Annotated in this window: 22 protein-coding genes; 15 read left to right on the top strand and 7 right to left on the bottom strand. The window is 61.4% G+C overall.

Going from position 1 to position 22,698, the window contains the following annotated elements:
• Nucleotides 1-19: 19 nt before the first annotated feature.
• Nucleotides 20-1,537, top strand: a complete 1,518-nt coding sequence (locus tag ACYQ2I_RS04550; protein WP_460165810.1) for a GH39 family glycosyl hydrolase — start codon at nt 20-22, stop codon at nt 1,535-1,537.
• Nucleotides 1,538-1,548: 11 nt separating this feature from the next.
• Nucleotides 1,549-2,010, top strand: coding sequence for a TraR/DksA C4-type zinc finger protein (locus tag ACYQ2I_RS04545; protein WP_460165809.1), 462 nt, complete (start codon nt 1,549-1,551; stop codon nt 2,008-2,010).
• 4 nt (nt 2,011-2,014) lie between these two features.
• On the opposite strand, the gene ACYQ2I_RS04540 is transcribed toward ACYQ2I_RS04545, so the two are convergent.
• The 5 genes from ACYQ2I_RS04540 to ACYQ2I_RS04520 form a co-directional block, all read right to left on the bottom strand.
• The gene (locus tag ACYQ2I_RS04540; protein ID WP_460165808.1) at nt 2,015-2,758 is read right to left on the bottom strand and encodes a CPBP family intramembrane glutamic endopeptidase; all 744 of its coding nucleotides are present in this window, start codon (nt 2,756-2,758) and stop codon (nt 2,015-2,017) included.
• Between the two features lie 237 nt (nt 2,759-2,995).
• On the bottom strand, nt 2,996-4,570 hold the full coding sequence (locus ACYQ2I_RS04535) for a PilW family protein (RefSeq protein WP_460165807.1): 1,575 nt from the start codon (nt 4,568-4,570) through the stop codon (nt 2,996-2,998).
• 305 nt (nt 4,571-4,875) lie between these two features.
• Nucleotides 4,876-5,730 carry a dTDP-4-dehydrorhamnose reductase gene (rfbD, locus tag ACYQ2I_RS04530; protein ID WP_460165806.1) on the bottom strand — a complete coding sequence of 285 codons (855 nt, stop codon included), beginning with the start codon at nt 5,728-5,730 and terminating at the stop codon, nt 4,876-4,878.
• Nucleotides 5,731-5,755: 25 nt separating this feature from the next.
• Entirely contained in the window at nt 5,756-6,646 is an 891-nt protein-coding gene (locus ACYQ2I_RS04525) for a sugar phosphate isomerase/epimerase family protein (RefSeq protein ID WP_460165805.1), read from the bottom strand.
• A 181-nt stretch (nt 6,647-6,827) separates the two neighbouring features.
• Nucleotides 6,828-7,418 (bottom strand): HD domain-containing protein, encoded by a 591-nt coding sequence (locus tag ACYQ2I_RS04520; protein ID WP_460165804.1) that lies wholly within the window; start codon nt 7,416-7,418, stop codon nt 6,828-6,830.
• A 218-nt stretch (nt 7,419-7,636) separates the two neighbouring features.
• Between ACYQ2I_RS04520 and ACYQ2I_RS04515 the strand changes: the two genes are divergently transcribed.
• From ACYQ2I_RS04515 to ACYQ2I_RS04455, 13 genes are all read left to right on the top strand, one after another.
• Nucleotides 7,637-8,263, top strand: coding sequence for a 4Fe-4S binding protein (locus ACYQ2I_RS04515; protein WP_460165803.1), 627 nt, complete (start codon nt 7,637-7,639; stop codon nt 8,261-8,263).
• Between the two features lie 95 nt (nt 8,264-8,358).
• Nucleotides 8,359-8,796, top strand: coding sequence for a DUF2203 domain-containing protein (locus tag ACYQ2I_RS04510; protein ID WP_460165802.1), 438 nt, complete (start codon nt 8,359-8,361; stop codon nt 8,794-8,796).
• A gap of 11 nt (nt 8,797-8,807) precedes the next feature.
• Entirely contained in the window at nt 8,808-9,047 is a 240-nt protein-coding gene (locus ACYQ2I_RS04505; protein ID WP_460165801.1) for a hypothetical protein, read from the top strand.
• A complete protein-coding gene (locus tag ACYQ2I_RS04500) occupies nt 9,044-9,625 on the top strand; it encodes an NADH-quinone oxidoreductase subunit A (protein WP_460165800.1) in 582 nt (193 codons plus the stop codon). Before ACYQ2I_RS04505 ends, ACYQ2I_RS04500 begins: the two co-directional genes overlap by 4 nt.
• Nucleotides 9,626-9,720: 95 nt before the next feature.
• Nucleotides 9,721-10,251 carry an NADH-quinone oxidoreductase subunit C gene (locus tag ACYQ2I_RS04495; RefSeq protein ID WP_460165799.1) on the top strand — a complete coding sequence of 177 codons (531 nt, stop codon included), beginning with the start codon at nt 9,721-9,723 and terminating at the stop codon, nt 10,249-10,251.
• A gap of 3 nt (nt 10,252-10,254) precedes the next feature.
• Nucleotides 10,255-11,460, top strand: a complete 1,206-nt coding sequence (locus ACYQ2I_RS04490) for an NADH-quinone oxidoreductase subunit D (RefSeq protein WP_460165798.1) — start codon at nt 10,255-10,257, stop codon at nt 11,458-11,460.
• Nucleotides 11,461-11,518: 58 nt separating this feature from the next.
• Nucleotides 11,519-12,691 carry an NADH-quinone oxidoreductase subunit NuoH gene (gene nuoH, locus ACYQ2I_RS04485; RefSeq protein WP_460165797.1) on the top strand — a complete coding sequence of 391 codons (1,173 nt, stop codon included), beginning with the start codon at nt 11,519-11,521 and terminating at the stop codon, nt 12,689-12,691.
• Nucleotides 12,688-13,458: an NADH-quinone oxidoreductase subunit J family protein gene (locus ACYQ2I_RS04480; RefSeq protein WP_460165796.1), complete on the top strand. Its 771-nt coding sequence runs from the start codon at nt 12,688-12,690 to the stop codon at nt 13,456-13,458. The genes nuoH and ACYQ2I_RS04480 overlap by 4 nt, the downstream gene beginning before the upstream one ends.
• A 61-nt stretch (nt 13,459-13,519) precedes the next feature.
• Nucleotides 13,520-13,864 (top strand): NADH-quinone oxidoreductase subunit NuoK, encoded by a 345-nt coding sequence (gene nuoK / locus ACYQ2I_RS04475; RefSeq protein ID WP_460165795.1) that lies wholly within the window; start codon nt 13,520-13,522, stop codon nt 13,862-13,864.
• Between the two features lie 73 nt (nt 13,865-13,937).
• Nucleotides 13,938-16,292, top strand: coding sequence for an NADH-quinone oxidoreductase subunit L (nuoL, locus tag ACYQ2I_RS04470; RefSeq protein ID WP_460165794.1), 2,355 nt, complete (start codon nt 13,938-13,940; stop codon nt 16,290-16,292).
• Nucleotides 16,293-16,369: 77 nt separating this feature from the next.
• On the top strand, nt 16,370-18,136 hold the full coding sequence (locus ACYQ2I_RS04465) for a complex I subunit 4 family protein (protein ID WP_460165793.1): 1,767 nt from the start codon (nt 16,370-16,372) through the stop codon (nt 18,134-18,136).
• Nucleotides 18,137-18,200: 64 nt separating this feature from the next.
• Complete coding sequence (locus ACYQ2I_RS04460; RefSeq protein WP_460165792.1) at nt 18,201-19,928, top strand: NADH-quinone oxidoreductase subunit N; 1,728 nt, start codon at nt 18,201-18,203, stop codon at nt 19,926-19,928.
• Between the two features lie 13 nt (nt 19,929-19,941).
• Nucleotides 19,942-20,394 (top strand): hypothetical protein, encoded by a 453-nt coding sequence (locus ACYQ2I_RS04455; RefSeq protein WP_460165791.1) that lies wholly within the window; start codon nt 19,942-19,944, stop codon nt 20,392-20,394.
• On the opposite strand, the gene ACYQ2I_RS04450 is transcribed toward ACYQ2I_RS04455, so the two are convergent.
• Nucleotides 20,349-21,761, bottom strand: a complete 1,413-nt coding sequence (locus ACYQ2I_RS04450; RefSeq protein WP_460165790.1) for a sensor histidine kinase — start codon at nt 21,759-21,761, stop codon at nt 20,349-20,351. The two genes, ACYQ2I_RS04455 and ACYQ2I_RS04450, sit on opposite strands and share 46 nt — an antisense overlap.
• A gap of 94 nt (nt 21,762-21,855) precedes the next feature.
• Nucleotides 21,856-22,473, bottom strand: a complete 618-nt coding sequence (locus ACYQ2I_RS04445; RefSeq protein ID WP_460165789.1) for a response regulator — start codon at nt 22,471-22,473, stop codon at nt 21,856-21,858.
• Between the last annotated feature and the right edge of the window lie 225 nt (nt 22,474-22,698).

Raw genomic sequence — 22,698 nt, 5'->3', positions numbered from 1 at the left:
CCGCATTGGGACAGCCGCCATGACGCCCGACCTGACGCGACGACGTTTTCTTACCCACGCGAACACGCTCGGACTGGCCGTCGTATTGGGCGGCCGATTTGCGACTGCCGGGGCCGATGAAACGGCTACCTGCGCCGGTCCGCCTTGCTTGCTCGACGGGGGTGAGAAAGCCCGTCGTTGGCTCAGTATCGCGGTCGGTCCGTGCGAGGGCGAAATCGTTCGGCGTCCGGGGCGAGAAATCGAGGCCTCGCCGTTTTCAGTCGGCTTCGAAACGCTCGATCGCCGGATGTTCGATCCCGACCGCACGTATTCGTGGTTGGCTCGGCTGGGGGTGAAGTGGGCTCGCGTCCAAACCGGCTGGGCACGCACCGAGACATCACCCGGCAAGTACGATTTCGCCTGGCTCGATGCGGTCGTCGATCATATTCGCGATGCCGGTGTTCGGCCGTGGTTCAACCTCGGGTACGGCAATCGCTTGTACACCCCCGAGGCCCCCGACGCCTCGGCCGTGGGTTGGACTCCGATTTACCGTGAAGAAGCAATGACCGCCTGGCGGGCGTTCGTCAAAGCAGCCGCCCGGCGCTATCGCGGTCGCGTCGATCACTGGGAAATCTGGAACGAGCCGAACATCTCGAAATTCTGGCAACCGCGAAAACCGAATCCGCAGGATTACGTACGGCTGGTCCGTGAAACTGCGGCGATCATCCGGGCCGAAAATCCGCAAGCAACCATCATCGGCGGTGCCCTGGCCGGAATGCCGACCGACTACTTCAAGGCGATGCTCGAAGCCGGTCTCGGCGAAATCGTCGACAAGATTTCCTACCATCCGTATCGCCCCGTTCCCGAGGCCGGGTATCGCGACACACTCACGGCCTGGCGAACTTTGCTCACAGTTCACGCCCCCGACGTCGAATTGTGGCAAGGCGAGAATGGATGCCCCTCCACTTCCGACAGCACCGGGGCCTTGGGCGGTCGGCCGTGGAACGCGTATCGCCAAGCCAAGTGGGTGCTCCGACGCACACTGTTCGATCGCGTTTTGGGACTCGAGCTGACATCGTATTTCCACCTTGTCGACCTGGTAAACTACAACTGGGGACAAGGCCCCAGCGGCAAAGCGAACACGAAGGGCCTGTTGGACGGCCGCGATTACACGCCCAAGCCGGCTTATTTCGCCTACCAAGCCGTTTGTTCGCTGTTCGATCACGCATCGAGCCGCAGCATCGAGGCGGACGATCGACTGCTCATCGACGCGGACTCCGATTCCTCTCCGATCGTCGCCGCCTTTACCCGCAACAGCTTGCCCATGTGGTGCTATTGGACGCCCTTGCCGCCGGAACAAGATCACCTGCCGATCGTGGCGAGACTCACCGTCCGCGACGAGTCGATTCGTCACCCGGTCTTGGTCGATCTGCTCACCGGCAGCGTGTATCGGCTGCTGCACGCGCAGCGCATCGAGGGCGGCTGGTCGTTCCCCAATGTTCCGCTGGCTGATCATCCGTTCGTGCTGACCGATCGCAAGGCACTTTCTGTCGCGTAACGAGCAAGTCGATGTCGCGCACGCGTTACTATCGCCTTCGTTGTAAGCAATGCGGCTGGGTCGTCGAAGAGTCGCAAGCCGATCTCGTGCGGCGGTTGCGGGCGGCGAAGAAGATACGCGCCCGCATGTTGCCGACCGACGATGTGCTCGCCGAACTCTTTCCGCAGCTTTGCGCCGGCTTGCGCTGCCCGGATTGCAATCACGTCGGGCTGTCGCTCTCGTCGGCCGATCATGCCTGGGACGAACCGCGACTGTGCGAAGGATGCGGCCGGCGAATCCCGCGGGAACGCCTGGCACATGTTCCCGACGCCCTCCTATGCCGCGATTGCCAAACCAAGTCCGAGGCAGGCGAACCGTTGAGAAACGAATTCTGCCCCAAGTGCGGCGCGCCGATGCGGTTGGCGGTCGCCTCACGCGGCACGACGCAATTTCGTTGGGTGTGCACGAACACGCCGCCATGCCGCCTCGATTAGGCCGTCACCCGGCAAAGACCAGATCATAACCGACGACGAAGATCGCCGCGTCGATGATCGCGTGGCTGATCCACGGCGAATACAACGTTCGGAAGCGATCGTACAGCAGGCACCACACGACGCCGCCGACGGTCACCCCGAGTGAAAAGAGAATCTGGGCGGGTGAGCCCCAACCGAAGTACTTCCCCAGGATCACCACGTGATGCGCCGTAAACGCAAGGCTGCCGATGATCGCCGCGGGCCATACCGGCATGAGTTCGCGTCCTCGACCGAACACGAACCAACGCCAGTAGTATTCCTCCAGCCCCGAATGTAACAAAGACACGAACAGACCGAACAACACGTAAGGCCCGATTCGATCGACGCCGAAGCCCACCAAGCGTTGTTCGACGGCCGACGCGGCGAAGGCGAAGATGTCGGTCGCCTTCAACCAACCGAAGTACAATGCGAACATCCCCAGCGACACGCCCAGCCCGAAGACGATCCCCCAGAATTGTCCCCGCCCAGTGAACTTGACCAGACGCAACCGCCCGCGTTCGACGAACAAGAACCACAACAAAGGCACGAGCATCACCGACTTGCCGACGACATAACCAAGCTGCTGCACCAGCGGCGGTGCGTCATCCAGCACATAGAAGCTCATCCATGTGCCTGCGGTCGGAACGCACATGGTTACCAAGAGCACGATCGCCAGCGCGACCTTGCTTGTCGTTCCGTTGCGGCTCGATTCGATTGCGGTCTCGGCCATCGGCAATTTCCCGGGTGTTTCGTCGCGTGCGGAAACAGTGATTCCTATTCTCGATCCCGTTCGCCTGCCGATTTCTCGGCATGTTTTCGTGATTGAAACGGGCATTGTCGACAACGTCAAGTGCCGGACCTGCGTCGCGATCCTCGGCCCTTTCAAGCCCCGGAAACGACGCAGCCCTCGGGAGTTTGTCCCCGAGGGCCGTGTGCGGGAAGGTCATCGTGTTCGTCTTGATCGCTCTTACTTCGGCAACAAATCCTGGGTGATCGTGACCTGGCGTACCTGACGGCTGTCCGGTTCGAAGACGCGCAGGGTGATCTGAATACCGCGCAAGGGAACCGGATACGGCGGCAGCGTCTCCCACTCGGCCAAGTCGTCCACGCGTCCGTTGCCGTCGTTGTCGAAATCGTCGGTCCCCCAGTCGATCCGACCGTCGCCGAACTGGTCGATGCCGTCCTTTTCGTAGTGCGTGGAAAACGTGTCGTAGACGAACACGTTACTCAATCCCGACTGCGGTAACGGCGGCCCGGCCAGATCGTATCGACCGGGCATTCCCGAGGCGGCGCCTGCGTAGTTCAGGTTCACGTACGCCCCCCGAGCGGCGACCTGAGCAGCCGGTCGTCCCGCGGAATCCCACGCGGTCCATGCCGCGCGGTACCCCGGATCACCCGGCTTGAGCAAACGCCCGTTCCGGTAGAAGACCGGCGCCTGCGGATCCCAGCCTTTCACGTCGAACGAGAGGACGTTCGTCAATACGAGATCCTCTTCGACGCGCACTCCCTGCATGGCAGTGTGTTCGCCCGTCAGCGGATCGAGTTCCGCAAAGGGATACGGATTCGTCCAAGCGTCGAACAAATTCACCGAATCGCCGGGGTTCCCTGTATTGCGAGCGGAAAGCGGCACGGCCGGAAGGGTCCCTCCGGCGATCCAGTTCACCGCCGCCATGTTCGAGCTCGACTCGCTCGTCGTCGGCAAACCCAAGATTCGCCACGTACCCACACGATGCGGATGGAACGGATAACCGCCGACCTGGTGCGCATACCGATTCTCGGGTTTCGTCAAATCGCCCAGCGTACAGGGGACGAGAAACATCTGATTCAACTGGGTGTCGAATTCCCAACGAACGGCCACGTCGAAGGCGGCGAAGTAGTTGCCCGCGTTCGGACCTCCCCATTCGTTGAGCCCCAAGCGTCCGTCGCCGTCGGCATCGGCAATACGCAGAATCTCGGGCATGACCAACAGTACCCGGCGATAGAGCCGGTTACCGCGTACGAACCATGCCACCTCGGCGACTTGCGAGGTAATCTCGATGCGGTTGCCGTTCGGGTCGGTCGCGCGCCCGACGAACGGCGATCCCTCGCGTCGCGTGGTGAACATCAACATGTCGTCCAGATCGCCGACGGTGGAATCGTCTTCGTACGGCGGCACGCCCGCCGGCTTGTTCGGATCTTCATCGAGCAGGTTGTACGCCCGTAATCCCCAGGGATACTCCGGGGGTCCCGGCGCTACCGCGGCGGTTCCGGCCGGCCCTTCCGTCCACTCGAAATACCCCAACTGATCGTCGGGATCGACGGGCGGTGTCGGAACGACGGTCAAGCCTTGCAGGTCTTTTCGCAACAGGTCGCCGGCGGTTCGCAACTGGTCGATAGTTTCGAGCACGGCGCGGGTTTCGGTCATTTGGCCCATGACCGACGCGAACGCAGCGATGACCGCGCCCAGCATGATCAACGAGATCGTGGTCGCCACCAAGACCTCGACGAGGCTGTACCCGGCACGGCGGCCGACGAGCCGTCCACAGAATTCGGGCCGAGACATGATGTTCCTCCACTTCGATGAAGGGATCAGACGCATTCCGCCGGTCGCGGTCGTGCTCGCATGAACCGACAGCGGCCCGGCAGGCGTCCCCTCTGCGTGATGCCCGCTGCCCTTTGCCGGCCCGGCGTCAACCCTCGGGCGAAGCGGCGTCGATTGCCGGCCCGTAGCCGCCGCCCGAAGAAAAATCGTTCGACAAGATCTCCCCCGAATACGAGGGGAATCGAGCCTTTATTATTCTACCCCAAGGCGACCGGCGGAAAAAGTCGATTCCCTCGGTGGATCGCCCCGGCCTCGTTTTCGGCATGTTACCGTCGCGAGTCCAGATACTCGGCCAGCGCCTCCCGCCAAAACGGCATCGGCGGCGCCCCCGGCAAGGCGTGATATTTCGATGTGTCGAGCACACTGTACGCCGGGCGCGGTGCCTTGGCACCATATTCCTGCGTCGTGATCGGCTCGATCTCAACTTCCAACCCCGCCAAGCGGAAGATCTCTTGCGCGAAGCCGAACCACGTCGTTTCGCCGCCGTTGACGACGTGATAGGTGCCCTCGGGCGCGTTCTCGAGCAAGAATACGATCGCCCTTGCGACGTGCGGAACGTAGCTGGGCGTGCAATGTTGATCGTCGACAATCCGCAATTTCTTGCCCTGACTGCCCAAACGCAGCATCGTCTCGACGAAATTTCCCGGCGAGTGCGTGCCCAATTTGCCGTACAAGCCGCACGTCCGCACGATGTAATGCTTTTCCCACCGGCAGACGGCCAATTCGCCCTGATACTTGGATCCGGCGTAGACCCCTTGCGGATGGACGGGATCGGTCTCGCGGTACGGTTCGCCGCGAACGTCTCCCCCGCCGAATACGTAGTCGGTGCTCACGTACAAAATGGGAATCCCGCGCCCGCGGCACAGATCGACCAGTCGGGCCGTCGCGTCGGCGTTGACGGCAAAGCAACGTTCCGGCTCGTCCTCGGCCCGATCGACCGCCGTGTAGGCCGCCGCGTGAATCACGGCGTCGGGCCGTGCATCCTCGAAGGCCTTTTGCACCTTGTCGGGCGCAAGCAGGTCGACGTAGGGCAAATCCCACCCGACCGCTCGACGCCCCAAGATGCGGCACAACTCGCTCCCGAGCTGGCCTTCCGCCCCGGTCACGATGATCGAATCCATGCGGGAAATTCCTTCGTGCAGTCGATCAAATCTTCGCCTGCGCCTTGGCGATCATCTCTTGCCAAATCGCCTTTTGCTCTCGCAAGGCGGCGATGCGGTCGGCGGGCTTCGTCCGGCATTCCAGCAGAATCCAGCCGGCGTAATCACACGCGACCAGCAGGTCGAACAGCGTTTGGTACGGATACTCACCCACGTTCAGTTCCCGCACGTGGACGGTATCGGCCAGGCGATCCTTGACGAGGTTGAAGTTGTAGACGATCCCCTCGCCTTCCAAATCCTGTGCATTGCAATTCCAACACGCCCCGACGTTCGGATGTGTCGCAACGTCCATGATCTTTTTGATAATCGGCAACGGCGAGCAACCGCCGTGCACCTCGAGGCGCAGTTTCTGGCCGTAGTCGGCCGCGAAGGCTGCCAGCTCGTTGAGCGATCGGCCGATCTGCTCGATCGTTTTTTCAACGGGCACGCCTTTGGGTAGATCGTTCGGCTTGACCTTGACGCCCAGCCCGCCGATGTCGTGACTGAGCTTGATGAACGCTTTGGTGTCTTCGATCGATTTCTTGAGCCGCTCGGGATCGGGATGGTGATAGTCTTGATTCGTTCCCAAGCCGACACACACCACGGGCGAATCGTCGAACCGTTTCTTGACCTCGGCCCGCTCGGCAGCGTTCAGGGACGGCTCGACGCCGTGGGCATGCTGCGTCCGCAACTCGACACCGGCCATACCCGTTTTCTCGCAGTTGGCGATCAAGGTGGGCAGATCCCAATCTTGTCCCCACAAATAGGTCACCAACCCGATTTTCATTCGCGAACCGGGCTTTTCGTCGGCGCGGATTGCGCGAACGTCACCCAACGAGAGGGCGGCGGCAGCCGCACCGGCGGTCTGCAGAAATCGACGTCGCGTCGAAGCCATCATTTCTGTCGTCTCCTTGGAGCGAGCGTTTCCGGACCGAGTCCCCGACCGACCCCGGCATGCGACCGCCGGATTCTTCCGGCGGACACCCCGCAGCCGATTGCGCCAGTCTACTTTGCGGCACACGCCCACCGCAAGCTTCCGTTTTCTTGGGCCGTCGATCGCAGTGATGGAAGCGGCAACACTAATGCGGGACCTGAGAACCGTCGCCCCCGGCGATCGTCTCGAGCCGGGCGACCGCATCGGCCAATTCGGCGACCAGGGCATGTTCGCTTGCCTCGGTGAGCACGGCGACGATTTGTCGGTAGTACCAGAGTGTCCCGTCCCGTCCGCCGTGAAAACGCGTCCAAATCTCGTCGCCGAAGACCTTCAAGGCCGTAATCGTCGAGCGCACGTTGTCCAACTTGTCGGCCGCGGCGATCAGTCGCACACTGCTTGTGGCCTCACGCAGCCGCGCGAGGAAGGCCTCCTTACGCGCCCGCCAGGGCGGACGCGGCTGCTCGGTCGAATCACTCAATGCGGCGACCATCTCCAAGACGGCCTTGCCGAAGCGATCGGCGATTTCTTCGGCCAACCCCGGCCTGTTTTGATCTTCCAAGGCGTCGTGGAGCAACGCGGCTACCGCCTCGTCCTCGGTTGCTCCGAATTCCAACACCGTTCCGCACACCCGAAGTAGATGCCCCACATAGGGGGTTTGCCCGATCTTTCGGACCTGCTTTCGATGCAGTGTGCTCGCAAACTCCAGGGCTTCGTCGAACCGAGCGCTCAAGTGCATGACGATTCTTTCCTAAGACGGGTAAAGCCAAAAGCGAATCGGCTTCCGGTGGCGTTTCCGAGCGACTCTTCTATAATTGCGGAAATTCGAGGATCGCGACAGCCCCGGCGTTCATTCCCCCGGAATCGCGCCGCTCGGCATGCCGCGCAAGGCAACGCCGTTTCTCCTCATCTGCCGCAGTTGAACCGACCGGCATCGACTCGACGGAGACCATTTCGATGTCCACCACCACCCGGCCGATCGGCGGATTCTATCAGTGGTGCCGCAATATCGTCTTGAGCGTGAAGACGGTGGCCGAGGCCATGGCCGTCACGATGCGGACGTGGATCTCGACCTATGATCCCAAACGCCGCGCGTTCACGCATCATTACGAATACCCCGAACTACCGGCTGTCGTCGCGCCGCGGTTTCGAGGCTTCCACCGCTACGACCTGACGACGTGCATCGGGTGCCTCCGGTGTGCGAAGGATTGCCCGGTCGACTGCATCTACATCGAGCGTGAAAAGGTGCCGGGGCGCAAGGGATTTCGTGTGACGTCGTTTATCATCGACTACACGAAGTGCATGTTTTGTTCGTATTGCACCGAAAACTGCCCGTCGGACTGCATCTTCATGGGCTCGACCTACGATTTGAGCTGTTACAGCCGCGACGGATGCATGGTCGATTTTGCAAAATTGCCGCTGGAAATCGCCTGGGGGCAAACGACGTTGAATCCGACGGCGGTGGCCTTGTCGAAATCGATTGCCGAGCCGGTCGACGAAGGCCCGAACGCCCCCGGCAGGCAACCGGCAGCGGCCGAGTCCCCGAAGGCATCGGCTCCCAAAGGCGATAAGTCCGACGCCTGATTCGCCGCACAAGCGTTGCGGTAAGCCGAATGACGGACGTTTTCCCGTCCACGGCCTGTTTCAACCGCCGACCCTTTTTATCGAAACAATCCCTGATGCCCCAGTCATCGCGTCGTTTTTTCACTCTGGAAGAAGCCAATCGCCTTTTGCCCGAAGTGCGCCGCCTCGTCGAACCGATGACGGAGCTTGCACGCGATATCCACCAACGGCGGCAGCGGCTGAGCGACTTGACCGCCTACCGCGGCGAGTCGTTCGGTCCCTACCGAGACGAACTCATCGCGATGCTCGAAGAACTCGAGTCGGATAGTCGGCGGTTGCGGGAATACCTGATACAATTGAGCGACTTGGGCGTGGAACCGAAGGGCGTGCTCGAAGGTATCGTCGATTTTCCCGCGAAAGGCCCCGACGGCGAAATCCTCCTCTGTTGGAAGCTCGGCGAACCGCAGATCCGGTATTACCACGACCCAAGCAGTGGTTTCGCCGGACGCCGACCGGTGCAGGAACTCTTCGATCGTGGAGAAGAAGCGGGCTAGGGGCAGACACCGTGCAGGCGACGGGCCAATCCCGTACCGCTGAAAACTATCCTTCGCGGGATGCTGCTCGAGTTTTTGTCGAGGGATTCATCCCGAAAGGGCCGCCCGAAGCCTTGCGGCGGCTTGAAACAGGCGTAAAATTAGCTGTTTTTGATAGGATGGGCTGGCAAAATATGTCGTCGGCGGTCGACAATTTTCGGCCGCTGGTTTTCCTTATCGCCACCGGCTACGACGGCCAATCGAATCCATGACCCCCACGCTGATCGTCGGATACGTCACGCTGTTCATTCTCGTCGCCACGGCGGTGGTGCTCGGGGCGTTGGTGCTGGGCCGCTTCCTGCGTCCGCACGCCCCAAGTGAAGAAAAGCAAGCGACCTACGAGTGCGGGGAACCGTCCATCGGCTCGCCGTATGTGCAGTTCGACTTGCGGTTTTATGTCGTCGCGCTTTTGTTTTTGATCTTCGATGTCGAAGTCGCCTTCTTTTTCCCTTGGGCGGTGGTCTTCGGCAAAGCCAATCAGCTTGCCGACCCGCGTCTGGAACCGGCGGCGGTCGTCCAGAAAGTGGAAGAACTCGGACTCGACGCCGCATCGGTCGCCGAAATTAGCAAGCCGGAAGCGGTCACGAGCGACATCCCCGTTGCCGCTCGACGACTGGCGCGGACTGCGATGGTCGATATCGCCGTCTTTTTCGCGGTGTTGATGGTCGGATTCGCATACGTGTGGTACCGGGGCGACTTGAACTGGGTCCGTGCCTTGCCCGAAGAAGCCGAACCGGTCTCGCCGGCCGCATCGGCGAAAGCGGAAACAACCGCCTCCCCAAGCGGGTAACGGAATCCGCCCCTCGGGCATCGAAATCGAAACGTCGAGCCGCCCCCATTCGGCGACAGACAACAACATTTTTCCTCCCAAGGACATCTCGGACGATGGAAACGGCAGCCCTGATCGCACAAATGCAGGCCGATTTTCCCGAGGAGATCCTGGCGGTCGATACCGAGGCGATCGATCCGTGGGTCGAGGTCCGGGCGAAGGCCCTCCCCTACGTGGCCCGCCGACTGCGCGACGACGATCGCTACGCCTTCAACTTTCTCCATTGCATTTCGGCGGTCGATTACTGCGAACCGGATCCCAAAAAAGCCGCCAAAGTCGAATGGGAACCGCACCTGGAGGTGCTGTATCACCTGTCGAGCATGAAGCATCGCCACCGCATCGTGCTGAAGGTGGTTCTTCCGCGGTGGAAAGACAACACCCCCGGCCGGTTGCCCGAGGTTCCTTCGCTGAGCGGTATTTGGCCGACCGCCGAATGGCACGAGCGTGAAGTGTACGACCTGTCGGGTGTGTACTTCACCAATCACCCCGACTTGCGGCGCATCTTGTGCCCGGAAGACTGGGTGGGGCACCCGTTGCGAAAAGACTACCAGATGCCCGAAGAATACCACGGCATCAGGGCGAGGTAATCCATGGCAGAATACCCAACCGAAGGCTCGCTCGGTGAAGTCGATGTCCGCACCGAAGAGCTGCTGATCAATATGGGCCCGCAACATCCCAGTACGCACGGCGTGCTGCGTTTGGTGTTGCGCACGGATGGAGAAGTCGTCACCGAGGTCGTTCCGCACATCGGGTATTTACACCGCTGCGCCGAAAAGATCGGAGAACACGTCACCGCCCGCCAATGGATCCCCTACACCGACCGGATGGACTATCTGGCCGCGATGAACATGAATCTCGGCTGGGCGCTGACGGTCGAAAAGCTGATGGACAGGCAGGTCTCCGAGAAAACGCGGCACCTGCGTGTGATGATCTGCGAATTGAACCGGATCGCCAGTCACCTGGTCGCCGCGGGCGCGTACGGGCTGGACCTGGGAAGCTTCACGCCGTTTTTGTACTGCTTTCGCGAACGGGAAAAGATCTTGAACCTGTTCGAGGCGCTTTGCGGCGCCCGGCTGACGTACAGCTACATCACCGTCGGCGGGGTGATGGTCGATCTTCCCGACGGCTGGATCGAGGCGTGTGAGGCCTTCCTCGACCAGTTCGAACCGGTCATCGCCGATCTGCATGCCGTCTTGACGACCAACGCCATCTTCATCAAGCGGACCGCAGGCATCGGCGTGTTGTCGGCCGAAAAGGCGATCGCGTACGGCTGCACCGGGCCGGTCTTGCGCGGCAGCGGCGTCGACTGGGATTTGCGGCGCGACGGCGAACCCTTCTATACCCGCATGTACGACGGGTACACGTTCGACGTCGTCGTCGCTCGCGACGGCCGTTACGCCTGCGACCCTGCCGGCCCGAAGGTGCCCGACGAGGCCGTCGTCGGCGATTGTTGGCATCGTTTCTTCGTGCGGATGCTCGAAGTCTGCCAATCGATGAAACTGATTCGCCAGGCGATCGACAAGTATCGCACCGCCGAAGACGACGTCGATCCGCCGATCAAGATCAACGAAAAACTTCCGCCGGGCACGGCGTATCTCGAAACCGAAGCCCCCAAGGGCCAAATGGGTTTCATGATCGTCAGCCAAGGAGGTACCACGCCGTGGCGTGTGCGGGCACGAAGCAGCAGTTTTTGCAACCTGTCGGTGACCGGTGAACTTTGCCGCGGTTGCCTGTTGGCCGACGTACCCGCGATCGTCGGCTCGTTGGACATCGTGTTAGGAGAAATCGACCGCTGATCGCAACAGGGGTGTTGCTCCCTCGACGCCCTTTCGTCGATACGAAGGATATTTCGGAATGGCCGAAGCACTCGCTCAATGGCTGGAGCTCAGCCCGCAATGGGCCTGGATCGCGACGTTCGTCGTCGCGCTCTTCAAGGTCGCCGTGATTGCAGCGATCGTTCTGACGGCGGCTGCCGCCGGAACGTGGGCCGAACGCAAGGTGGCCGGCCGCATGCAGGATCGGCTCGGACCTACCCGCGTGGGCGGACGCTTCGGTTGGCTCCAGCCCGTGGCCGACGGCTTGAAGCTGTTGATGAAAGAGGACCTCATTCCCAAGGCGGCCGATCGCTTTTTGTTCCGGCTGGCTCCGTACTTGAGCTTCGCCCCCTCGTTTGCCGTCTTCTGTGCTTTGCCCTTTTCCGATGGTTGGGTCGGCATCAACCTGAACACGGCCGTCTTTTTCATCTTGGCGATTGCCGGGCTGGAAGTATTCGGCGTCATCTTGGCCGGGTACGCGTCGGGCTCGAAGTGGTCGCTCTACGGGGGAATGCGGGAGGCGGCGCAGGTCGTCAGCTACGAAGTTCCCCTCGGCATGGCGGCGTTGATTCCCGTCATGATCGCCGGAACGATGGATCTCGTCGCCATTGGTAATATGCAAAGCGGCGGATTCTGGAACTGGTTCGTATTCCACGACCCGTTCACCTTCGTGGCGTTCTGGATCTACGTCGTCTGCGCGACCGCCGGTGTGAACCGCGCACCCTTCGACCTCGCCGAGGCCGAAAGCGAGCTGGTTGCCGGTTTTCATACCGAATATTCGGGCTTCCGCTGGAGCGTCTTCTTCATGGCCGAATACGGCTCGATGGTAGCCGTCAGCGGGTTGGGTGCGGCGTTGTTCTTGGGTGGTTGGCACGGCCCCTTACCGATCACGCAATGGCTGGGCTTGACCGCCGACCACGGCGCGTTGGCGGCATTTATCGGCCAAGCTTTGGGGGCGGCCAACTTCCTGTTCAAGTGCGTAATCGGCGTGTTGTTCATGATGTGGCTGCGTTGGTCGCTGCCGCGCCTGCGGATCGACCAGGTGATGGCCATGTGTTGGAAATATTGCGTGCCGTTGGCGGCGGCGATGTTCGTCGGTGCCGTGCTGTGGTCGTATTGGTTCCCCGGCGGATTGCTTCCCGTCGGTAAGCCGCTCGGCAGTGTACCCGAGCCGTCGGCCGTCGTCCTCCGGCTGCAAGGAGACGCAGAGTGATCCCGATCAATTGGCATGCCTGCTTCTTCTGGTTGTTCGCCTTGCTGACCTGCGGCGCGGCGATCGCCGTCGTCGTCAGCAGCCACATCGTGCGGATGGCGTTCTTCCTGATCGTGTCGCTGGCCGGAGTGGCGGCCTTGTTCTTCCTGGCCGGAGCCGATTTCGTCGGCGCCATGCAGGTGATGATCTACGTCGGCGGAACGGTCGTCTTGCTGGCCTTCGGCGTGATGCTGACTTCGCAAAGTCGCTTCGTAAAGATGAAGACGGGCGCCGACCAGTGGATCTTGGCCGCGTTCATCGCCGCTTCCCTGTTGGCCGTGTTGCTGCAAGCCGGGTTGACGTTGCCCGGCGTCAGCGGCAAAGCCACCGAGCATCGACACACCACGGCGCACCACGATGAAGCGACCACGGAGGAACACCTCGGCGTCGACGCAGAAACCGCCGCGAAACAAGCCGAGCCGTTCGTCCCGCCGCCGGTCGAACCGGAGAGTGCACGGCTGGGAATGGCCTTGTTGGGGCTGCGAACCGACTCGCACGCGGCTTCGACGGCAAGCGCCCCGCACGAAGCGATCGACGCGCCGGCGGAAGGCGTACCGCAAAACATGTCGGCCCTCGATCCGGTCGACGGTCGCAGCGGCTACCTGCTGCCGTTCGAGATCGTATCGGTTCACCTCTTGGTGGCCTTGATCGGCGCGGCCTATCTCGCGCGAGCGAGAGTCCGTCGCGAGACACCGACCGCCTCCGAAGCCGATGCCCCTTCGTCTTGAAGACACTGAACAATACGCGATCCCTATCGAATAAACACAACACGCGAAACAGGTCACGAACATGGAACTTTTGACGGCACCGATCGGCGTCGCCCATTATCTGGTCGTTGGGGCGATCTTGTTCGTTTGCGGCGTGGTGTGCATGGCGGTCAAGCGGAACGCCATCGGCATCTTGATCGGAATCGAATTGGTCCTGAATGCCGCGAATGTGAACCTGGTCGCCTTCAGCAGCTCGACGCTCAATCCGCACGGGTTGTTCACACCGGGCTTGGACGGTCGCCTGTTCGCGTTGTTCGTGATGATCCTGGCCGCCGCCGAGGCCGCTGTAGCGCTGGCCATCGCACTGCGTTATTACAACAGCTTCGCCACCATCGACGTGGACCGGGGCGACCACCTGAAAGGCTGACGATCACCGGTTCGGGCGAGGCAAGAACGAAAATCCGAATCGTGCACTTCAAGGCAGGATATCGCCGACCACGATGGACCTGACACATACCTTACCGATACTATTGGGCATCGCCTGGCTGTTGCCGCTGGCGTCGTTTACGACGATCTTCCTGTTCGGTCCGCGTTTGGGCCGAAACGGAGAACTCGGCGGCCTGGTCGCCACGGGCGCGATTCTGGGATCGTTTTCCCTTTCCTTCATCTCCCTGATTGCCTGGATTTCGCAACACCCCCTTTCGGCAGGCGGCGAACACGTGCATGCCGTGCCCGCCGTGGTCGGCGATTGGTACGTGCTGGCCGCGTTTGGCAACTTGCGGCTGTCGGTCGGATATTACATCGACGCATTGACCGTCGGCATGTTCACGATGGTCACGTTGATCGCCTCGTGCATTCACATCTATTCGTTCGGGTACATGCACGAAGAGCTGGAAGACTTCCATGATCCGCTGGTCACGCTTTCAAACGGCGAAACACTCACCCGACCGGGCCGATTCCATCGCTTTTACCAGTTCCTGTCGCTTTTTTGCTTCAGCATGCTGGGCCTGGTCGTCGCCGGCAACCTGTTCATGGTGTTCGCCTTTTGGGAACTGGTGGGCGTGTGCTCATACCTGTTGATCGGGTTTTACGTCGAACGCAAATCGGCCGGCAATGCCGCGAACAAGGCGTTCATCGTAAACCGCGTAGGCGACTTCGGGATGTTGATCGGCCTGATGACGTTGCTGGGTACGTTGGGAACGCTGCATTTCGGCGATCTCACCGACGCTCGAGGCAACATACGACCGGGGCTGTTTTCGCAGGTACGGCCCGTCGAAGCGCATCACGAGTTGATCGTTCCCGAGGGCATGCAGCGAGCGGCGGCCGCCGATGCCGCGGTCGACGACGCTTCCGCGCCCGCCGACCAGCCGCATTCCATCGTCGAGGGCGAACAGGAGGGATCACCTCCTCCGCGCGGCACGCTCGGTTATTGGCTGTTGGTCGTCGGGGGTTTGGGTGTGTTCTGCGGTTGCGTGGGCAAGAGTGCCCAATTCCCGCTGCACGTGTGGTTGCCCGACGCGATGGAAGGCCCTACGCCGGTAAGTGCATTGATTCATGCCGCGACGATGGTGGCTGCGGGTGTCTACCTGGTCGGCCGATGCTACCCGCTGTTCACCCCCGAGGTGTTGTTCGTCATCGCCGTGGTAGGCACGATCACCTTGTTCCTGGCGGCCTCGATCGCCGTCACCGCCACCGACATCAAGCGCGTGCTGGCCTACTCGACCGTCAGCCAATTGGGATACATGATGCTGGCCTTGGGAGTCGGCGGTTGGGTCGCCGGATTGTTCCACCTGTTTACCCACGCCTTCTTCAAGGCCCTTTTGTTCTTGTGCTCCGGCTCGGTGATTCACGCATGCGGCACGAACGAAATGCCGCAGATGGGCGGTCTGCGGAAAAAGATGCCCTGGACGGCGGGAACGATGCTCGTGGGCTGCCTGGCCATCGCGGGCGCCGGGATTCCACTGGTCATCGGCCTGAGCGGCTTCCACAGCAAAGACGCCATCCTCGCCCAGGCGTACTCGTTGGCGAAGACGAGCCCCTTATACGGCTGGTTTTTCTACGTCGCTCTCGCAGGCGCGGCGATTACTGCGTTTTACATGTTCCGCCTTTGGTACATGACTTTTGCCGGAACGCCGCGCGACGAGCACGTGTATGCCCACGCCCACGAGTCGCCCCGTTCGATGGTCGGACCGCTGGTGGTATTGGCTTTCTTTGCGGTCGTGGCCGGTTGGCGAATTCCCTTCACCGGATTGAGCTTGCCGAACCTTTTGGAACAAGCTCGTCCGGCGGGCACCGGCGAAGGCTTTGCCGGAGGCGAATGGATCGCGTCGCTGCACATTCCCGCCGAACACGCCTCACACGCCGAGGCCATCCACGTGCCCGTGTCGCTGATGGCCTTCAGCGCCGCGCTGGTCGGTTTCATTCTGGCGACGCTCTTTTACGGCACGCGACGACTCGATCCGGGCGAGGTCGTGCGCCGTTTCGCCGGGGTGTACCGCTTTCTATACAACAAGTGGTATTTCGACGAATTGTACTGGGCCATCTTCGTCCGGCCGGCCCATCGCCTGGCTGCGGCCGCTGCGTGGGTCGATCGCCGCATGATCGACTGGTTCGCCGACCATTTGGCATTATGGACGCAAATGCTTTCGAACGTGGACGGCATGATCGACCGGCTCGTCGTCGACGGCATCGTCAACCGCCTCGCGGCGGCGTTCTACAATATCGGCTTGGGCCTGCGCAAGCTGCAAAGCGGCAAGCTGCGGATGTACGTCATGTGGATCGCGGCGGGGACGGTCGGCCTGTTCGTCCTGGTCACGTGGTATTGGAGTTTTCTGACGGCCGTCGGCGCAAGCTGAACCGGCCGATTGCCAGACAACCGTAAACACCTGAAAACACGAATTCCCTTCGTAAAACATTCCATACGGTAATCGACATGAACGCTGCCATCGTTCTGCTCAGTTCGATCATCTTCCTGCCGGCGGTCGGCGCCTTGATCCTCATGCTGTTGCCCACCCGGTCGGAAGAGTTCGTACGTCGCTTCACCCTGGCCGTTACCTTGATCACCTTCCTATTGACGTTGCGGTTGGTGATTCCCACAGGCGCTGAAGAATCGGCGGTATTTACTGCGGGCGAAGCCGGACTGCAAGCGGCATTCGCCCTGCCCTGGATTCCGTCTTTCCATATCGACTATTTCCTGGGGCTCGACGGCATCAGTCTGCCGTTGGTCTTGTTGACCTCGTTCTTGAGCTTGCTTGCCGCCGGAGCAAGTTGGTCGATCAGCAAGCACGTGCGGGCGTACTCGGTGCTGTTCTTGTTGCTGGAAACGGGCATGCTCGGCGTGTTCATGGCGTTGGACTTCTTCCTGTTTTATGTCTTCTGGGAAGTGATGCTCTTGCCGATGTACTTTCTCATCGGCGTTTGGGGCGGCCCCCGCAAGGAATACGCCGCGATCAAGTTCTTCCTGTTCACGCTGGCCGGCAGTGTGCTGATGCTGATCGCAATGCTTCTGTTGTACTACGCCAGCGACGTGCGGCTCTTGCCGGAACAGGACCGTTACGCCTGCCATCTGACCGAAACCGTCATCAACAAGTCGATGGTCGAAAGCGATACGCCGCTGCACACCTTCAATCTGCGTGCGTTGGCCAAGATGGGGCAATTGGAGAATTCACCATTCGACGAGCCCCTGTTGTTCGGTAAGTCGCTCCAGTGGTGGGCGTTCTTGCTGTTGTTGATCGGATTCTTGATCAAGGTGCCGTCGGTCCCGGTGCATACCTGGTTGCCCGACGCCCACGTCGAGGCACCGACGCCGATTTCGATGATCCTGGCCGGCGTTCTCTTGAAGATGGGAGGTTACGGGATCATCCGGATTTGCTATCCCGTCTGTCCCGCAGGCGGATACGAGCTGGCCTGGCTCGTGTGCGGGCTGGGAGTGGTCAGCATGGTGTGGGGAGCCTTCGCGGCGATGGCCCAAAAGGACTTCAAACGGCTGGTGGCTTACAGCTCGGTCAGCCACATGGGATACGTCGTGTTGGGTTTGGGCGTGTGGAGCGCGCTCCCCGGCGCGTTCGATCCGCAGTATTGGAAGATGGGCATGAACGGCGCGATGTTCCAGATGATTGCGCACGGAATTTCGTCGGCCGGCATGTTCTTCCTGGTGGGCGTCATCTACGATCGCGTCCATCATCGCGACTTGGACAAGTTCGGCGGCCTGTACGGCAAGATGCCCGTCTACGCTGCTTTGTCGATGGGAATCTTCTTCGCCGCGTTGGGACTGCCCGGATTGTGCGGTTTCATCGGCGAAGTGCTGGTCGTTTTCTCGGCCTTCAGCTACAGCCGGGTATTGGCCGTGATCGCCGCATTCACCGTCATCATCACCGCCGGATACATTCTCTGGACGATTCAGCGGGTGTACCTGGGTGCCGAATACAAGGGCCCGCATGAAGAGGCCATTACGCCGCTGAAGCCCCGCGAATTCAGCATTGCGGCCGTGCTGCTGGTGATAGCCGTTTGGTTCGGCGTGTATCCGCAGTCGGTGTTCCGATACATGGCCCCCAGCGTCAACGCAACCGTCGACGAGTTGACCGATTGGTCGCGGATGAAGCTCGGCGGCGAGAACCTCTCGGCCGAAAGCGAACCGCTGCCGCCGGATGCGGTATCGGCGACACCGGCCGGTTTCACCGATACAGTCGGTGCGCGATAGACGTTCCTTCCGGCTACGTTCGTTCGAGAACCCGAATTGTCGACAACATACAACGGTAATCGCCGTGAACCTGAACGCCTTTTTGGATAGAGCCTTGTCGGACATGCTCGGGCCGTCGCTGTTCGCGTTTCGGCCGGAACTCGTCCTCTGCGGCACGATCGTGTTGTTGCTGTTGGGGCATATGTTCCTGCCCCGCTGGAAGAGCCTGCCCTTCTTGTTGACATTTGCCGGAAGCGCGCTGGCGCTGTTCCTGCTCGAACCGTGGGCATATCTCAGTACCGACGCGATACCGCCTGTGCCCGCCTTCAGCGGCATGTTGATCCTTGACGGCTTCGGTGTGTTCTTCCGCGGCATCCTGCTCGGATTCGCGATTCTGTTCGTCCTTTATACGCGCATCTCGGGCATCCCGCGTGAAGAAGATGCGGTCGACTTTTTCGTCTTGTTTCTCGGCGCCACTTTGGGCATGTGCATCATGGTATCGGCCAATCACATGCTCATGGTATTCATGGGCGTCGAGATGGCCAGTGTGCCGTCGTACGTGCTGGCCGGTTTCCTGAAGGGTCGGCGTCCCGGAGGCGAGGCCGCACTCAAGTTCGCAGTGTTCGGCGGGGCGACCGCCGGCGTGATGCTGTACGGGATCACGTTGCTCGGTGGCGTGCTGGGCTCGTTCCACATCCCGACGATGGCTGCACATCTGGCCACATTGGCCGCCGGTGGGGAATTTTCGGCCTATGCCATGGTGTTGGTCCTGGGGGCATTGTTGCTGATGGTCGGCTTGGCCTTCAAGCTGTCGGCGGTACCGTTTCATTTTTGGGCACCCGACGTCTTCGAAGGAGCGACCGCCGAGGTCGGCGCGTATCTGTCGGTCGCCTCGAAGGCCGCGGCCTTGGCGCTGCTCGCCCGCATCGTGTTGGGATTGGTTTCGGGCGGGCCCGGCGCGATGGTGGCAGAAACGCAACCACTTTCCCACGCAATCGCAGAAGCGACCGCAGCCGACACCGGCCTGACGCCGGTCGTCCTTAACGGTGAGGTGGACCACGGCGCACATATCGAAGGGACGAAGTCGACGTCGCAAGAGGCAAGCGACGACGGTGACGGCTTGCGGCGTGTGCGGGCGTTCGTCGTCGCCCTGTTGGCCCTGTTCTCGGCCGTCACGTGCACGTTCGGAAACCTGGCCGCCTACGGCCAAACCAACATCAAGCGACTGCTGGCCTACTCGACGATCGCGCACGCCGGATACATGATCATGCCGATCGCCGCCGCCGTGACGCTGATGGGCCGTGATCCGGCAACCGCCCGCTGGGCGCTGGCGACGTTGAGCTTTTACGTGGTCGTGTACGTGTTCATGAATCTGGGCGCTTTTGCAGCGGCCACGTTCTTACGGAACCGCTTGGGCAGCGAAACGATTGCCGATTATGCCGGATTGGTTCGCCGGTCGCCCGCTGCGGCCGTCTGTTTCTCGCTGATCCTCTTCAGCCTGGTAGGCCTGCCGCCGCTGGCCGGGTTCGCCGGCAAGTTCGCCGTCTTTGCTTCGTTGACCTACGCGGGACTGGTGATGCTGCTGGTCGTGGGAGCGCTGAACACGCTGCTGAGCCTGTTTTACTACTTGCGAGTGGTCAAGGTGATGACACTCGATGCCCCCAAAGACGACGCAACCGACGCGGTCATTCCGGGACACTCGCCGGCGGGCTTGTTCCTCGCATTGCTCACGGTGCCGGTAGCCGTGCTGGGCGTCTGGTGGCAACCCGTCTTCCACTGGGCCGAGTCGGCGGTGGGCTCCATCATTCACTGACGGAAACGGTACCATGAACGCACGGGATCGGGACATTCTTCATCGTCTGTACCATCTTGCCCACGGCACGTTACCGCTGTACCTTGCCGACACGAGTCCGTGGGTACCTCATCGGCTGGAAGAAATCGAAGAAGCCTTTGCCGAGATCGTCGCCGAGCAACGGCAGTTCGCCGAACGCCTCGCCGACGTGCTCGATCGCGTCGACGTGATTCCCGTCGCCCGCCCGATTCCGCGGATCTACACCTCGTTGCATGATTTGGCCGTCGATTACCTCGCACGCTTGGCGCTCCAGCGACACCGCGAAGAAATCGCACAAATCGAGGCGTGCCGCGACGAGGCGACCGACCCGGCCCTGCGCGAATTGATCGACGAGATGCTCACGGCCTGGCGTCGTCAAGAGAAAACGATGCAAGAGAGTTTTCAGCGGTTCGTCCGCGACGAATCGTCGGCATCGGCATCGCGTTGATCGTCCGGCGGCCGCACCGGCAATTCCAACGTCACGCGGGTCCCCCCCTCGGAACGCGGCACGATCGTCACCGTGCCTGCATGTTGCTCGACGAGCCGACGACATTTGCTGAGGCCCAACCCCAATCCTCGCCCGGCTTGCCTCGCCGAATAATACGGATCGAAGGCATGCCGCCGCTGTTCTTCGGTGAGGCCGACTCCCGTATCGTCGACGATCAACCGCACGCGATCGCCGTCCGACTCCCATCGCACAACGACCTCGCCGCCGTTTTCCGGCAACGCTTCGAGGGCGTTCTTGACAACCGCCCCGAGTGCCGTTTCCAAATGCTTCGGATCGGCCCGAAACGTCATGTCGTCGGCATGCTGAATTCGCAGCCGAGCGCCGATTCGTTCGGCATGATCGGCATATTGACGCCGCACGGCTTCGACGAGCGTCGCCGTCGCAACCTCTCGATACTCCGGTCGCGGCGGCCGCGCAAACACGCGGGAATCCGCGATCATTTCGTGCGCACGCATCGCCTGTGTGCGAATCAACTCCAACGAATGACGCCAGGCCGGTGCGTCGACTTCCCGCAACAACAACTGCGCTTGCGTGCTGATGGCGGCCAAGGGGTTATTAATTTCGTGACCGGTTCCCGCAGCAAACTCGGCCATCGCCTCGAGTCGCGCCTGCTCGACCGCGCGGTCGAAGTCGGCTTGCAACCGATTCCAAAAACGAAACCCTTCGCACGCTGCGGCAAGCATTCCGCCTGCTCCGGCCACCCGTCGGCGCAGTCGCCGCACGCGACGAAAGGCGACATCGACGGCGTTCTCCACATCGCCGTCACGGCTGTCGCCGGCATCGGCTTGCCTTCGCACGTCACCTCCGCAAACCCGCGTCGAGATCACGTCGCGCAGCGACATACACGACGTGACCACCTCGCGAACCGGCGGCGCGATTTCGTCCCACCGGCGCGAAATGTGTCCGGCCACGCGAGGTCCCAACGCCCCCCGGTCACACGCAAGGACGTAGAAATGCTCGGCCTCGGCGAGCCACACCGACTCGGCGAGCTGTTCGCGCAGTGATTCGTCCTGCGTATCGAGCCGTTTGAATGCCAAGTCCTCCAGCGCGAAGCAAATTGCCGCCTGTTTCCACCAGGCCCCCGGCTTGCCGGTGAACGAGTCGCGGGGCTCTACTCGCGCAAACAGCTCCTGTGCCGTCGGAGGCTCCTCCGTGCACAGCGTAGCCGCCAAGCCGACCAGCGGGTTTTCGTCGAAGCGAAGACGGCGGCGTCCGAGTGCGGCCGCCGCCCACGTGAGAATGTTCTCGTCCCCCAGGGGCCAGCACAGCGATCGGCCGTCGAGATCGGAAAAGGTGACAACGATCATGCTACTGGCCCGACGGGTCGCTCACGATCACGGCGCACCCTGTCCGCGGGAGCGGAAGCTCCGCTGTCGACGAAGGCTCGCACCGCATCGCGCGTCACACGTTCGACGAGGTCTCGACATCCAAGAGGCGACAAATCCGCTCGACGAGCGTCTCGACCTCGAAGGGCTTGTGCAGGAAGTCGTCGGCGCCGGCCGCCCGCAATTCGGCGATCTTGTCTTCTTCGACCATCCCCGAGATGCAGATAATGCGAATGTCTTCCATCGACAGATCGCTTCGGACGACCTTGCAGACGTCTTTGCCGTTGATATCCGGCAACATGACGTCGAGCACGATCAAATCGGGATGATACTCTTTCACCATCATCCCGGCGCCGAACCCGTTGTTCACGGTACGAATCTCAAAGCGGCCGTCTCGTTCGAGAACGTCGCGGATCAGTTCGACCAGCTCTTCGTCGTCATCGACGATCAAGATCTTGCGTTTACCGCTTTCCAGCGCGTCGGTGGGGATGCCGTTGTCGCGCATGAACTGGTACAACTGATCCCGCGGAATTCGGCGGAATCGGCTTCCCGGCACCCTGAATCCCTTCAGCTGGCCCGAGTCGAAGCAGCGAATGATCGTCTGCTGGCTGACCTTGCAGATTTTCGCCGCCTCACCGGTGGTGAACACAGTCTTCGTCGAAACCGGTACTTGAGAATTGCGTTTCCTAGCCACGACTCATACTGCTTCGTTTTGGGAAACTCTCACAGCGTGTCGGCGGCCGCGCGAGAGTTTCTGGCCTCCGTGACATCCTCCGGGACTAAGGCACAAAGCTTACAGAAACCCGCAAACTTTGCACCTCCCGCAACCACCTCCAAACGGCAGGCTCATCCGGTTCTGCCGACTTTACCAAATTTGCCAACCGCGATCATTATAACCGCGACCCCGGTCGTGTCAAGA

The organism is Thermostilla marina, assembly GCF_054657455.1.
This window is presented reverse-complemented; position numbering and strand designations above follow the sequence as displayed.

Coding starts and splice junctions, on each gene's coding strand:
- ACYQ2I_RS04550 (WP_460165810.1), top strand. CDS start 20: ATGACGCCCGACCTGACGCGACGACGTTTTCTTACCCACGCGAACACG.
- ACYQ2I_RS04545 (WP_460165809.1), top strand. CDS start 1,549: ATGTCGCGCACGCGTTACTATCGCCTTCGTTGTAAGCAATGCGGCTGG.
- ACYQ2I_RS04540 (WP_460165808.1), bottom strand. CDS start 2,758: ATGGCCGAGACCGCAATCGAATCGAGCCGCAACGGAACGACAAGCAAG.
- ACYQ2I_RS04535 (WP_460165807.1), bottom strand. CDS start 4,570: ATGTCTCGGCCCGAATTCTGTGGACGGCTCGTCGGCCGCCGTGCCGGG.
- rfbD (WP_460165806.1), bottom strand. CDS start 5,730: ATGGATTCGATCATCGTGACCGGGGCGGAAGGCCAGCTCGGGAGCGAG.
- ACYQ2I_RS04525 (WP_460165805.1), bottom strand. CDS start 6,646: ATGATGGCTTCGACGCGACGTCGATTTCTGCAGACCGCCGGTGCGGCT.
- ACYQ2I_RS04520 (WP_460165804.1), bottom strand. CDS start 7,418: ATGCACTTGAGCGCTCGGTTCGACGAAGCCCTGGAGTTTGCGAGCACA.
- ACYQ2I_RS04515 (WP_460165803.1), top strand. CDS start 7,637: ATGTCCACCACCACCCGGCCGATCGGCGGATTCTATCAGTGGTGCCGC.
- ACYQ2I_RS04510 (WP_460165802.1), top strand. CDS start 8,359: ATGCCCCAGTCATCGCGTCGTTTTTTCACTCTGGAAGAAGCCAATCGC.
- ACYQ2I_RS04500 (WP_460165800.1), top strand. CDS start 9,044: ATGACCCCCACGCTGATCGTCGGATACGTCACGCTGTTCATTCTCGTC.
- ACYQ2I_RS04495 (WP_460165799.1), top strand. CDS start 9,721: ATGGAAACGGCAGCCCTGATCGCACAAATGCAGGCCGATTTTCCCGAG.
- ACYQ2I_RS04490 (WP_460165798.1), top strand. CDS start 10,255: ATGGCAGAATACCCAACCGAAGGCTCGCTCGGTGAAGTCGATGTCCGC.
- nuoH (WP_460165797.1), top strand. CDS start 11,519: ATGGCCGAAGCACTCGCTCAATGGCTGGAGCTCAGCCCGCAATGGGCC.
- nuoK (WP_460165795.1), top strand. CDS start 13,520: ATGGAACTTTTGACGGCACCGATCGGCGTCGCCCATTATCTGGTCGTT.
- nuoL (WP_460165794.1), top strand. CDS start 13,938: ATGGACCTGACACATACCTTACCGATACTATTGGGCATCGCCTGGCTG.
- ACYQ2I_RS04465 (WP_460165793.1), top strand. CDS start 16,370: ATGAACGCTGCCATCGTTCTGCTCAGTTCGATCATCTTCCTGCCGGCG.
- ACYQ2I_RS04455 (WP_460165791.1), top strand. CDS start 19,942: ATGAACGCACGGGATCGGGACATTCTTCATCGTCTGTACCATCTTGCC.
- ACYQ2I_RS04450 (WP_460165790.1), bottom strand. CDS start 21,761: ATGATCGTTGTCACCTTTTCCGATCTCGACGGCCGATCGCTGTGCTGG.